We start from the raw sequence: 12,741 nt of genomic DNA on the forward strand, positions 1-12,741 counted from the left end.
TCCGGTCCCTCCCTGCATGTCTGCCCGAAGCGATGTCAGCCGCACCGGTAGGTGACGCCGTCGATGTTCCACACTCCGGGGCCGAGCTCGGCGCACGTGCCGAAGATGTTGGCGAACACCGCGACGAAGAAGATGATCGCGATGATCCAGAAGATCGTGATGATCGCGCCCACGATGATCCCGGCGATCGCGAGCCCCTTGGGCTGACCGGCCCTGCCGAGCTTCACGGCGGCGACGATGCTGATCACCAGGCCGATCGGTGCTGCGACGACCGCGAGCACCAGTCCGACGATCGACAGCACGCGACCCGGCGGCGTCGGGGTCGGCTGGCCGTAGGGTGCGGCTCCGGGAGGCGAGTACGGCGGGGCCGATTCCTGCGGAGGCGAGGACGGCGGGACCGAGGAGGCGGGCGGAGCCGGCGGGGGTGCGCTCGGCGTCGTGGAATCCGGCGTGGGGGAGTCCGGAGTCGGGGAGTCGGGGAACGGGGGGTTCGTCATGGGCTGTCCTGTCGCTGAGGAGTGGGGCATCGCGGCACGGCGGCCGCTCCGGTAGCCCCGAGCGTAGAGGGGTCGCCGTGCGCGCACCACCCCGATCGACCGGAGCCCCCGCAGGTCTTCCCACCGTCGGAGCCGCGGCGTAGCGTGCCGGTATGTGTCGAAACATCGTCCCGCTGAACAACCTCGAACCCGCCGCGACGGAGGAGGAGTGCCACGATGCCGCGCTGCAGTTCGTCCGCAAGATCTCCGGGAGCACCGCGCCGTCCCGCGCCAACCGGGAGGTCTTCGACCGCGCGGTCGACGACATCGCCGAGGTCGTCCGTCGGCTCCTGGATGAGCTCGTGACATCCGCCCCGCCCAAGAACCGCGACGAGGAGGCGGCGAAGAGGCGAGCCCGATCCGCGGAGCGCTACGAGGCGATCAGGGTCTATCAGCAGGAGAAGCGCGCGGCGCGCGCCGGCGTCTGAGCGGCGGATCGCGGCGGCGACGCCTCCCTATGCCAGAATCGACATACCCCGCTCGACTTTCCCAGCGGTCCCGGTGAGTGAAGGCGCCGAGACGGCGATGCCGCTCCCTATCGGCAGGGAATCTCCCCAAGGAGAGCTGCATACATGCCTGAGGATGCTCCTCGGATTCTCGTCGTCGACGACGATCCCGATGTCGCCCTGCTCGTGAAGACCGTCCTCCAGCGGAGGGCCGGCTGCGTCGTCGACGTCGCGGAAGACGGTCAGGTCGCGGTCGAGCGCGTGGCCGCGTCCCGGCCCGACGTGGTGGTTACCGACATCGAGATGCCGGGTCTGAACGGACTGGAGCTGCTCGCCGAGCTGCGCCGGACCGTCCCGACCGTGCCGGTGATCGTGATGACCGCTCATGTGTCCGTCGAGTACGCGGTGTCGGCGCTGCGGGCGCAGGCGGATGAGTTCCTGACGAAACCGCTCGACAACGCCAAGCTCGTCGAAGCGGTCACGCGGCTGGTCGCCGAGGGGCGGCGTCGCCGGGACGAGGCGAGGACCCCGGAGCGGGTGCTCGCGATCGGCGCGCACCCCGACGACGTGGAGATCGGCGTCGGCGGGCTGCTCGCCGCCCACGCCAAGGCCGGCGACGAGATCACCATCCTCACGCTGTCGCGCGGCGCGCGCGGCGGTGATGCGGACAGCCGTCAGGACGAGTCGCTGGCCTCCGCCGAGATGCTCGGTGCGCGTCTCTTCCTCAAGGACCTCATCGACACCGAGATCTCGGGCGGGGGATCCACCGTGCGCCTGATCGAGGAGGTCGTGCAGGAGATCCAGCCCACGATCGTCTACACGCACTCGAGCCACGACCGCCACCAGGACCACCGAGCCGTGAGCGAGGCGACCATCGTCGCGACACGCCGCGTGGGGACGGTCGCGTGCTACCAGAGTCCCTCGGCGACGATCGACTACCGCCCGACCCGGTTCGTCCGGATCGATCAGTACCTCGACGAGAAGCTCCGGCTGCTCGAGCGGTTCAGCTCGCAGACGGCCAGACGCGACTACCTCGAGCCGGATTTCGTCACGGCGACGGCACGCTACTGGTCGCGCTTCGGCGGCGGCATCGCGGTGGAGCCGCTTGAAGTGGTGCGCGAGACGGCCGAGTTCGTCGGCGCGCACGAACTGACCCGACGGGAGAGCTGATGACCAAGCGCGTACTGGTGACCGGGGCCGGCGGACCGGCGGGCGTCGCCGTGATCCGATCCCTCCTCCGTCGCTCCGACCTGACCGTCTTCGCGGCAGACATGGACGGGTGGGCGAGCGGGATCTACCTCGTCCCGACGGAGCAGCGCCGCCTGGTGCCGCCAGGGCGGGACGAGGACTTCGTGCCCACGATCGCCCGACTCGTCGAGGACGATCGGCTCGACCTCGTGATCTCGACCGTCGACGTCGAGCTGATCGCCCTGGCCGACCGCCGCGACGAGCTGGCACCCGCCGTGCTGGCCGCACCGTCCGCGGACACCCTGAACACCGCCCTCGACAAGCTCGCCCTCTCCGAGCGATGCGCGCCGACCGGCCGGACACCGCGCACGGTCCTCGCCGGAGCGGACGCGGAGGCGATCGACTGGGAGTTCCCGGTGTTCGCCAAGCCACGCCAGGGTGCCGGCAGCCGTGGCGTGCGCCTCGTCCCCGACCGGGACGCCCTGCTCGCGCTGCCCACGGATGAAGGGCTCATCGTGCAGGACTTCCTCCCGGGGGAGGAGTACTCGGTCGACGTGATCGCCGACGCGACGGGGAACGTCGTCGCCGCCGTGCCGCGCACGAGAGCGCGGGTCGACTCGGGTGTCGCCATCGCCGGCCGCACGCTCCGCGACCATGAGCTCGAGGAGACCGCCGCGTCGATCGCCAGGGCCATCGGACTCGTCGGGGTCGCGAATGTGCAGCTGCGGCGCGATCGGGCAGGCCGTGCCGTGCTGCTCGAGGTCAATCCGCGGTTCCCCGGCGCGCTCCCGCTGACCATCGCGGCCGGCGTGGACATCCCCTCGCTCGTCGCCGACCTGTTCCTGGGCCGCGAGATCCCCGTCAGCGTGCCGTTCCGCGAGGTCGCCTCCGTGCGATTCCTCGAGGACATCATCGTCGAGGTCGACGAGGTGCTCGTCTCGGACCATGCCGGCCACCAGGAGGAGCTGTGAGCCACGGGATCCTCCGCGGCGATCATCACGTCCATTCGACGTTCTCGGACGACGCCGTCTCGACGCTCGCGGAGAACGTGGCCGCGGCGACGGCGGCGGGCCTGACCACGGTGCGTCTGGTCGACCATGTGCGTCAGAGCACGACCTGGGTGCCCGAGTACCTCGCGGCGGTCCGCGACCTCGACCGCCCGGAAGGGCTCACGGTGCTGACCGGCGTGGAGGCGAAGATCCTCGACGCGACCGGCGCGCTCGACATCCCGGCGCTGCCGCAGGGCATCGACCGGATCCTCATCGCGGATCACCAGTTCCCCGGCGCCGACGGTCCGCTCGGCCCCTCCGCCGTCCGAGAGCGGATGGCCGGCGGCTGGGCGGTCGACGATGTGCTCGATCAGTTCGTGGGCGCTCTGATCGCCGCGATGCGACGACACCCGGGCAACCAGCTCGCGCACTGCTTCTCGCTCCTGCCCAAGATCGGCCTCGCCGAAGACGACCTGGGGGCGGAACGGGTCCAGGCGTGGGCGCGCACCGCGGCCGAGACCGACACCCTCGTCGAGGTCAACGAGAAGTGGGGCTGCCCGGGAACGGAGCTCCTGCGCGCCCTGCGTCTGGCCGGCGCCGAGATCGTCGCCTCCACGGACAGCCACGTAGCCGACGACGTCGGCCGCTACGCGCGCATCATCCCGATCCTCGACGCCCTGGAGCCCTCCGCATGACCGATCTCACCTGGCTGCAGACGGTCCTGGTCGTCATCCTCCTGCTGTGCGTCCTCGTCGGCACGCTTCCCGTGGTGAACACCGGGCTGCAATTCCTCGCGCTGCCGCTGCACGCCTTCCGCAACCACTACGGTAAGGCGGCCCCGTACCACCCGAACGTGGCCGTCATCATCCCCGCCTGGAACGAAGGCGCGGTGATCGGCCCGGCGATCGAGCGGCTGCTGCAGCTGGAGTACCCTGCCGAGCGCCTGCGGATCTTCGTCGTGGACGACGCCTCGACCGACGACACCCCCGCCGTCGTCGCCGCGAAGTCGGCGGCCCACCCCGGCCGCGTCGTGCACCTGCGTCGCGAGAAGGGCGGCGAGGGCAAGGCGCACACCCTCAACCACGGGCTCGACGTCGTCCTCGCCGACCCCTGGACCGAGGCCGTGCTCATCATGGACGCCGACGTGATCTTCGCGCGGGATTCGCTCCGCAAGCTCAGCAGGCACCTCGCCGACGAGAAGGTCGGGGCCGTGACGGCCTACATCGCCGAGGGCAGTCGCGACCGCAACTACCTCACGCGGTTCATCGCGATCGAGTACGTGATCGGGCAGCTGTCCGCACGTCGTGTGCAGAACGTCGGCGGCGCGATCGCGTGCCTGGCCGGTGGCGCGCAGCTGCACTCCCGGGCGAATCTGGAGGCCATCGGCGGACGCATCCCGACCGGTACTCTCGCCGAGGACACGATGACGACCTTCGAGGGGCAGCTGCACGGGCGCCGGATGGTGTTCGAGCCGCACGCGGTGGTGCTGGCCGAGGAGCCGCGGACGATCGACAGCCTGTGGAAGCAGCGACTGCGATGGGCTCGAGGCAACGTGCAGCTGACCTCGATCTACAAGAAGCTCTGGTTCCGTCCGAGTCCTGATCACAACCTGGGCAGCTTCTCGTTCGGCCTCGCGTGGTTCACGATCCTCCTGCTCCCGGCGTTCATGCTGCTTGCCGCCGCGGGAATGCTCGCCCTGCTGCTCCTGCACAGCGACATCGCCGAGTTCGTGTTCCGCTTCATGTGGATCGCCGCGGCGTGCATCTACATCTTCTCGATGCTCTACTCCGTGCAACTGGATCCCCGCATCGGCAGGCAGTCCTGGCGCGAGGCCATCATGTTCCCCGGTCTCGGTGCCCTGATCCTGATGGCCATCGCGATCTTCCCCTGGCTGTTCGAGTCGGCTCTGCTCGCGCTCGGGCTGCCGGTGACGGATCAGGCGCGCATCACCTGGGCGGTGATCTTCTACCTGTGGGGGCCGATCTCGATGCTCGGGATCTGGTTCGCCAGGGCGGTGGAGCCCCTTCCCGGCGGACGGTTCTTCGCCGGGCTGCTGCTCTACATCTGCGGGTACGGATCGCTGCTCTGCGCGATCACCGTGGACTCGTACATCAAAGAGTGGCGTCGCGCCGACGCCTCCTGGATCAAGACCGAGAAGATCGGACGCGTCGACTCATGACCGCAGCCCCGTCACACGAATCCGAAGTGGAGGAGATCGCCGCGGATGCGCGCCGCGAACGCCGCCTCGTCCCGCAGGCCCTCCTCTCCCTCGCCGTCGTCGTCGTCATCGTCATCGTGCGAGAGCTGCTCCTTCGATGACCGGGAGGCCGTTGGCCCTGGTCGTCGAGGACGCTCCCGATCAGGCGGCGCTGCTGCGTCGCTACCTGGACCGTGAGGGGTTCGACGTGTTCGTCGCCCGCGATGCGGAGTCGGCCATCGCGGCGTTCTCCGACATCGACCCCGCTCTGGCCGTGCTCGACCTGCTCCTTCCCGGGATATCCGGACAGGCATGCGCACGGCTCGTGCAGGAGCGCTTCCCGGCCTGCTTCCTCGTGATCAGCTCGGTGCTCGACGCGGCGGACTACCCGCCAGCGGACGCGGCGCTGCCCAAACCCATCACCGGAGCAGACCTGCACGCCATCGTGGAGCGGGTGCCCCGATGAGGGCCACACCGCTGGAGCGCGCGGAGAACCGCTGGTACCGGCTGGTCGACAACCCGAGCCCGCTGATCAAGCAGGCGCCGACGTTGACAGCCGCCGTGATCGCCGCGCTGCTAACGTGGACGGTGCCCCAGCTGCCGTTCACGCACCTGGGTGTGGCGCTGATCGGACTGGCCGTGGTGCTCGCCGCCACGGTGCAGGCGGCGATCCTCAGCGCCCGCCACGTCTACGACGGCTGGGCCGTGCTGCTCGTGCCGATGATCGACATCGTGGGGTTGGGCCTCTTCCGCGCCGGCACCGGGGGCGCCGCATCGGTCTTCGGGTCGCTCGTGCTGCTGCCCGTCGTGTGGATAGCGGCAGCGCCCGGGATCCGCTGGGTCTTCGTCGTCGGCGGTCTCACCTCCTTCGCGCTGCTGATGCCCTACCTCGCGGACCCGCCCCGGAGTTCCGCCGAGTGGCTGCGTGGCGTCGTCGGTCCGCTCGTGTTCGCCGCGCTCGCCGCGGTCATCAACGAGCTCTCCCGGCAGCAGCGCGTCCGCGTCGAGCAGGCCGAGGAACTGGTGGCCGCGCGCACGAAGGCGCTCTCGGAGAACGTGGCGATGATCGTCCAGCTGCGCGACAAGGAGCGGCAGTATCGGGAGCTGCTCGACTCGTTCGAGAGCCTGTGGTCGTCGATCACCGCGCAGGCGGTGGTCGCCACCGATTGCAGCGGCACGATCACGGCGTGGAATCCCGGTGCGGTGCGTCTGCTGGGGATGTCGGCCGAGGAGGCCCGAGACGGTGTGCGCATCGACCGCTTCTTCTCCGCCGCGGTCCTCTCGATGCTGGCGGCCGAGGGCACGGAGCCCGCGCACACGGCCGACGAGATGCCGACGGGCTTCGCCGAGCTCTCCCCCGGGATCAAGGCGCTGTTCGCGCAGGCCGATGCCGGACTCCCCGTCGACGGCGATGTCGAGGTGACGACCGCCGGCGGGACCACCGTCCCCGCCCGGGTGACGGTCAGTCCGCACAAGGACGGAGCGGGCGCGCAGCAGGGCTACCTGTTCGTGCTCACCGACGAGACGCGCGCCGTCGAGGTCGCCCGGATGAAGGACGAGTTCGTCGGGATGATCTCCCACGAGCTGCGCACCCCGCTCAGCGCGATCATCGGGTTCCTCGATCTGCTCCAGAACGATCCGGGTCAGCCGCTCACCGAGGATCAGCAGGAGTTCGTCGGGATCATCGAGCGCAACGCGCAACGGCTGCTCAACCTCGTCGGCGACCTGCTGTTCACGGCGCAGGTCGAGTCCGGGCGCTTCCCGCTCGACCGCGAGGAGGCGGACGTCGCGCACCTGGTGCGCTCGGCCGTGCAGTCGGCGGGTCCGCACGCGCAGCGCGAGGGGATCGAGCTGGTGGCCGAGGTGCCAGACGGGGCCCTTCCCGTCGTCGTGGACCCCGGTCGCGTGGGGCAGGCGATCGACAACCTGCTGTCCAACGCGATCAAGTTCACGGCCCGTGGCGGCACGGTCACCGCTCGGGTGCGCCCGGTCGATGGAGCCGTGGAGTTCTCGATCGCCGACACCGGCGTCGGGATCCCGGAAGACGAGCAGGGGATGCTGTTCACCCGCTTCTTCCGGGCGTCCACGGCCACCAGGAATGCCGTCCCCGGCGTCGGGCTGGGACTCACGATCACCCGCGCCATCGTGCTGGCGCACGGCGGGACGATGGACGTCACGAGTCAGGAGGGGGTGGGCACGGAGTTCCGCTTCGTCATCCCCACCGCCCCGCGGACCGAGGCGCTGAGCGTGACCCGCACGGACTGAACCGCACCTCCCCGCGCCGCCGGCGGAGCGCATCGAGCAGCTCTGTTGGTGAACGGCCTTCGGATGCTGATAGCCTGATCGGCTCGGCATGCGCGGGCGGAAGGACGGCCACGCACCGTGGGCTATATCGATGTCTCCACTGTCTCTCTGACGCTTCCCGACGGCAGACCGCTTCTGGACGAGGCGACCTTCCGGGTCGGGGCGGGCTCGACGAGTGCGCTGATCGGCCCGAACGGTGCCGGCAAGACCACTCTCCTGCGCATCATCCGCGGTGACCAGGCTGCGGACGACGGCGTCGTGACGATCGACGGCGGTCTCGGGGTCATGGATCAGTTCGTCGGTCACGGCGGCGCCGGCGAGACCGTGCAGCAGCTCCTGGTGCGCGTGGCGCCCGCGCGTATCCGCCAGGCCGCCGAAGCTCTCGAGGCGGCAGAGAACACGCTGATCGAACGCGATGAGCACGACACGCAGATGGCCTACGCCTCGGCGATCGCCGAGTATGCGGACGCCGGCGGCTACGAGCACGAGACGGTCTGGGACCAGTGCACGGTCGCGGCGCTCGGAGTGCCCTACGAGCGCGCCCGGTACCGCGAGCTCACCACCCTCTCCGGTGGCGAGCAGAAGCGTCTCGCGCTCGAGGCCCTGCTGCGCGGGCCCGACGAGGTGCTGCTGCTCGACGAGCCCGACAACTATCTCGACGTGCCCACCAAGCGCTGGCTCGAAGAGCAGCTGCGCCAGACCCCGAAGACCGTGCTGCTCGTCTCGCACGACCGGGAGCTCCTCGCCCGCGCCGTCGACCGGCTCATCACGCTGGAACCCGGCGGCGCCGGATCGACGGCCTGGGTGCACGGCGGCGGTTTCGCGACCTATCAGCAGGCGAGGGCCGACCGGATGGACCGGCTCGACGAGCTGCGGCGCCGGTGGGATGAGCAGCACGAGAAGCTGCGCACCCTCGTCGCGAACCTCAAGGTGAAGGCGGCCGCCAATGACGGCTTCGCATCGCGGTACCAGGCGGCCCAGACGCGGCTGCGCAAGTTCGAGGAGGTCGGGCCGCCGGAGGAGCGGCCGCCGGCACAGGACTTCGACATGCGCCTGCGCGGAGCCCGCACCGGCAAGCGGGCGGTCGTCGCCCGCCGACTCGAGCTGACCGGTCTCATGCGTCCGTTCGACGCGGAGGTCTGGTACGGCGACCGGGTGGCCGTGCTCGGCTCGAACGGGTCGGGGAAGTCGCATTTCCTCCGCCTGCTGGCGCGGGGCGGGAGCGATCCCGATCCGTCGCTCGGCCACGTCACGTCGACGGGGGAGCAGCTCGACCCGGTCGAGCACACCGGGCCGGCCACGCTCGGAGCCCGCGTCGTACCTGGACTGTTCGCGCAGACGCACGCGCATCCGGAGTTCGTCGGGCGCACGCTGCTGGAGATCCTGCACCGGGGCGATGACCGTCGCGCCGGGATGCCCCGGGACGCGGCGAGCTCGGCGCTGGACCGCTACGGACTCGTCCGACAGGCTCAGCAGAGCTTCGACTCCCTCTCCGGTGGCCAGCAGGCGCGGTTCCAGGTGCTGCTGCTGGAGCTCTCCGGCGCGACGCTGCTGCTGCTGGACGAGCCGACCGACAACCTCGATCTGGAGTCCGCCGAGGCGCTGGAGCTGGCGCTCGCCCGCTTCGAGGGGACGGTGCTCGCGGTCACGCACGATCGGTGGTTCGCCCGGTCCTTCGACCGGTTCCTCGTGTTCGGCGCGGACGGCGAGGTCTACGAGTCGGACGAGCCGGTGTGGGACGAGAGACGGGTGGCCAGAGCGCGCTGAGCTCCGAGGACGATCAGGGCAGGCGGAAGGGGGCCGCGGCGCGCGCGTCCGGGTCGGTCGCGAGATCGGCCAGGACCCCGCCGACGCCCGGCGCGAACTTGAAGCCGTGCCCCGAGAAGCCCGCGCCCACCACCACCCGACCACGACGGTCGAGCACGAACGCGCCGTCGTGGGTCGAGGTGTAGGTGCAGCTGATCGGCACGGCGGTCTCGGGGTCGAGGCCCGGGAGCCACTCGCGGACGTACTCGGCGAGTGCCCGCTGCCGCGTCGCCACATGAGGGCGGGCATCGGGGTCCACCTCGTCGCCGACCCGGTGGAAGCCGGCCTTCACGCCTTCGCCCGGCGTCGGCATCCCGTACACGGTGGCGGGGAACCGCGCCGGGTCGACGTGGTGGTTGAACGACGGCCATGGTGCATCGATGCGCGGGCGGAAGTGCGCGGGGGTCTCCTCCGTGACGGTGAGCTGCGGGAGGCCGAAGCGTCCGAGGAGCTTCTGCGTCCAAGCCCCGGCGGTGACGACGGCCGTCCCGGCACGCAGCAGGCGTCCCTCGCCCAGGTCCACCACCACGCCGTCGGGATCCTCGCCGATGTGCGCGACCGGAGTGCTCCACCGCACGTCGCCTCCGCCCGTCGCGATCCGCCGCTCGAATGCGCGCAGCGCGTCGGCGGCGCGCACGACCCCGGCGTCCGACGACCACAGGACGTCGCCGGCGAAGCGCATCCCCGGCCAGCGCCGCGCAGCCTCGCCGGGCGAGAGGACGGCAGAGGGGATGCGGCGCGCCGCGAGCCCCGCATGGATCGACGCGATGTCGAGGTCGCCGTGGGTGACGAGTCCGTGCAGGCGCAGGAGGGGTGCGCCGTCGACCTCCCCGATGGCCTCCCATCCGGCGCGGGCGCGCATGAGCAGATCGAGGTAGTGCTCCTCGACGTAGGCGTTGTTGAAGTTCCTGGTCGCCCCGTGCGATGCGCCCTCATGATGGCCGCGGGCGAACCGCTCCAGCACGACGGGCCTGCGGCCGCGGCGCGTCAGCTCCCATGCCGTCGCCAGCCCCATCACGCCGCCCCCGACCACGATGATGTCCACGGTCTCGGTCCTCATGCTGCCTCCGCTCTCGGATCCAGTCTCCCAGCACGGGGGTGCGCAGCCGCCGGGTAGGCTGGAGGGGTGACCATGGAGATCGAGCTCGGCCGAGGAAAGCGCGCGCGTCGCGCGTACACGTTCGATGACATCGCGGTGGTGCCGTCCCGGCGCACGCGCAACCCGGAGGACGTGTCGACCGCGTGGACGATCGACGCCTTCGGCTTCGAGATCCCCGTGCTCGGGGCGCCGATGGACTCCGTCGTGAGCCCGCAGACGGCCATCATGCTCGGTCAGCTGGGCGGTCTCGGCGTGCTCGACCTCGAGGGGCTGTGGACGCGATACGAGAACCCCGAGCCGCTGCTCGCGGAGATCGCCGGTCTCGACGAGGGCAAGGCGACCGTGCGGATGCAGGAGCTCTACTCCGAGCCGATCAAGCCCGAGCTGATCACCCGCCGCCTCGCCGAGATCCGCGAGGCCGGGGTCACGGTCGCCGGCTCCCTGACCCCGCAGCGCACGCAGGAGTACTACGACACGGTCGCCGCCGCGGGCGTCGACCTCTTCGTGATCCGCGGCACCACGGTCTCGGCCGAGCACGTCTCGAGCGTCGCCGAGCCCCTCAACCTCAAGAAGTTCATCTACGACCTCGACGTTCCCGTCATCGTGGGCGGCGCGGCGACCTACACCGCAGCCCTCCACCTGATGCGCACGGGTGCGGCGGGCGTGCTCGTCGGCTTCGGCGGGGGAGCGGCCTCGACGACACGGGCGACGCTCGGCATCCATGCGCCGATGGCGACCGCGGTCTCCGATGTCGCCGCCGCGCGCCGCGACTACCTCGACGAGTCCGGTGGGCGCTACGTGCACGTGATCGCCGACGGCGGCGTCGGCACGTCCGGCGACATCGTCAAGGCGCTCGCCATGGGTGCGGACGCCGTCATGCTCGGCGTCGCACTCGCCCGCGCCACCGATGCACCGGGACGCGGCTTCCACTGGGGGCCTGAGGCGCACCACCCGAAGCTCCCGCGCGGGCACCGCGTCGAGGTGGGCGGCATCGGCACGCTCGAGGAGATCCTGTACGGACCGGCGCCCGTCGCCGACGGCACGGCGAACCTCATCGGCGCGCTGCGCAAGTCGATGGCGACCACCGGATACTCCGACCTCAAGGAGTTCCAGCGGGTCGAGGTCGTGCTCGCGCCCTACGAGGCCTGAGGGTCCTGCGCTCCACCGTGACCACTCCTGCACTCTTCCCCCCGACTCTCCGCGAGGTCATGCTCCGGGGACGCTGGATCGGGATGCTCCTGCTCTGCCTCCTGGTGGCCGGCGTCTTCGCCTGGCTCGGTCAGTGGCAGCTGGAACGCGCGATCGAGACCGATCCGCCCGCGCCCGGTGCCACCGAGCAGGTGCAGGAGCTCTCGGATGTGCTCGAGCCGGCGGAGTACCTTCCGGAACCGCTCGTCGGGCAGCGCGTCGAGACCTCCGGATCGTGGATCCCCGGAGACTTCATCATCGTGGGGAGTCGCTTCAACGACGACGTGCAGGGCTACTGGGTGACGGGTCAGCTGCGGGTCGATGAGGGCGTCTCCATCGCCGTCGCCCTCGGCTGGGCTCCCGATCGCGCGACCGCGGATGCCGCGGTGGAGGAGCTCGAAGCGGGCGCGGACGGCTCCGAGGTCGCTGTCACCGGCCGCATCATCTCCGACGAGGGTCCCCGCGTGCCTCCGCGGTCGGATCCGTACCAGCTGGACCGCATGTCCCCGGCCGCGCTCCTGAGCCGGTGGCACGACACCGAGCAGCTCGACGTGTACCGCCCCTACCTGGCCGCGACCACCGCCTCGGCGGGCCTGGTCGACATCTCCTCGCCGGCGCCGGAGGAGATGTCCCCGGTGAACTGGCTCAACGTCTTCTACGCGGTCGAGTGGGCCATCTTCGCCGGCTTCGCGTTCTACCTCTGGTACCGCCTGGCGAAGGATGCCTGGGAGCGCGAGGTCGAGGAGTTCGAGGACGCGGCAGCGACCGACGCCGCCTGATCGATCCGCGCATCCGCGCGCTTCGACGTGCGCACCTGCGCGGCTGACCACGCGCTTAGCGACCTTCGTCAGGGGTCGTTCGGGCCATCCGGTGAGCGCTGGATGACGAATCGGAAAACTCCGTTGAGGATGTCCGAACCGCTCCGTATGCTCGCACCATGTGAGCACGCTGGGAGTTCCTCCTGTGTGCCGTGTCAGTCCTGAGAAGC

Annotated in this window: 13 protein-coding genes; 11 read left to right on the forward strand and 2 right to left on the reverse strand. The window is 70.6% G+C overall.

The features are described from left to right. Positions 1 to 35 precede the first annotated feature (35 nt). Positions 36 to 497 (reverse strand): DUF4190 domain-containing protein, encoded by a 462-nt coding sequence (locus CSX12_RS18460; protein ID WP_164479533.1) that lies wholly within the window; start codon positions 495 to 497, stop codon positions 36 to 38. A 152-nt stretch (positions 498 to 649) separates the two neighbouring features. On the opposite strand from CSX12_RS18460, the gene CSX12_RS04470 reads away from it, so the two are divergent. The 9 genes from CSX12_RS04470 (at position 650) to CSX12_RS04505 (ending at position 9,427) form a co-directional block, all read left to right on the forward strand. Then, a complete protein-coding gene (locus CSX12_RS04470; protein ID WP_017203646.1) occupies positions 650 to 964 on the forward strand; it encodes a DUF2277 domain-containing protein in 315 nt (104 codons plus the stop codon). Positions 965 to 1,108: 144 nt separating this feature from the next. Then, complete coding sequence (locus tag CSX12_RS04475; protein ID WP_124894976.1) at positions 1,109 to 2,152, forward strand: response regulator; 1,044 nt, start codon at positions 1,109 to 1,111, stop codon at positions 2,150 to 2,152. Further along, positions 2,152 to 3,141: an ATP-grasp domain-containing protein gene (locus CSX12_RS04480; RefSeq protein WP_124894977.1), complete on the forward strand. Its 990-nt coding sequence runs from the start codon at positions 2,152 to 2,154 to the stop codon at positions 3,139 to 3,141. The genes CSX12_RS04475 and CSX12_RS04480 overlap by 1 nt, the downstream gene beginning before the upstream one ends. Further along, positions 3,138 to 3,854: a PHP domain-containing protein gene (locus tag CSX12_RS04485; protein WP_124894978.1), complete on the forward strand. Its 717-nt coding sequence runs from the start codon at positions 3,138 to 3,140 to the stop codon at positions 3,852 to 3,854. The genes CSX12_RS04480 and CSX12_RS04485 overlap by 4 nt, the downstream gene beginning before the upstream one ends. After that, complete coding sequence (locus CSX12_RS04490) at positions 3,851 to 5,338, forward strand: glycosyltransferase (protein ID WP_124894979.1); 1,488 nt, start codon at positions 3,851 to 3,853, stop codon at positions 5,336 to 5,338. The genes CSX12_RS04485 and CSX12_RS04490 overlap by 4 nt, the downstream gene beginning before the upstream one ends. After that, the gene (locus CSX12_RS18465; RefSeq protein WP_164479534.1) at positions 5,335 to 5,478 is read left to right on the forward strand and encodes a hypothetical protein; all 144 of its coding nucleotides are present in this window, start codon (positions 5,335 to 5,337) and stop codon (positions 5,476 to 5,478) included. Before CSX12_RS04490 ends, CSX12_RS18465 begins: the two co-directional genes overlap by 4 nt. Beyond that, on the forward strand, positions 5,475 to 5,822 hold the full coding sequence (locus tag CSX12_RS04495) for a response regulator (protein WP_040568721.1): 348 nt from the start codon (positions 5,475 to 5,477) through the stop codon (positions 5,820 to 5,822). The genes CSX12_RS18465 and CSX12_RS04495 overlap by 4 nt, the downstream gene beginning before the upstream one ends. Next, positions 5,819 to 7,621, forward strand: coding sequence for a PAS domain-containing sensor histidine kinase (locus CSX12_RS04500; RefSeq protein WP_017203639.1), 1,803 nt, complete (start codon positions 5,819 to 5,821; stop codon positions 7,619 to 7,621). The genes CSX12_RS04495 and CSX12_RS04500 overlap by 4 nt, the downstream gene beginning before the upstream one ends. A gap of 117 nt (positions 7,622 to 7,738) precedes the next feature. Beyond that, a complete protein-coding gene (locus tag CSX12_RS04505) occupies positions 7,739 to 9,427 on the forward strand; it encodes an ATP-binding cassette domain-containing protein (RefSeq protein WP_124894980.1) in 1,689 nt (562 codons plus the stop codon). 13 nt (positions 9,428 to 9,440) lie between these two features. Here CSX12_RS04505 and CSX12_RS04510 read toward each other — a convergent pair whose 3' ends face one another. Then, complete coding sequence (locus tag CSX12_RS04510; RefSeq protein ID WP_124894981.1) at positions 9,441 to 10,526, reverse strand: FAD-dependent oxidoreductase; 1,086 nt, start codon at positions 10,524 to 10,526, stop codon at positions 9,441 to 9,443. Between the two features lie 72 nt (positions 10,527 to 10,598). Between CSX12_RS04510 and CSX12_RS04515 the strand changes: the two genes are divergently transcribed. Further along, entirely contained in the window at positions 10,599 to 11,714 is a 1,116-nt protein-coding gene (locus CSX12_RS04515) for a GuaB3 family IMP dehydrogenase-related protein (protein ID WP_017203636.1), read from the forward strand. Between the two features lie 59 nt (positions 11,715 to 11,773). Next, a complete protein-coding gene (locus CSX12_RS04520) occupies positions 11,774 to 12,532 on the forward strand; it encodes an SURF1 family cytochrome oxidase biogenesis protein (protein ID WP_017203635.1) in 759 nt (252 codons plus the stop codon). Positions 12,533 to 12,741 lie beyond the last annotated feature (209 nt).

Source organism: Microbacterium sp. Y-01, from assembly GCF_003856715.1.
In the GTDB taxonomy this organism is placed as follows: domain Bacteria; phylum Actinomycetota; class Actinomycetes; order Actinomycetales; family Microbacteriaceae; genus Microbacterium; species Microbacterium algeriense.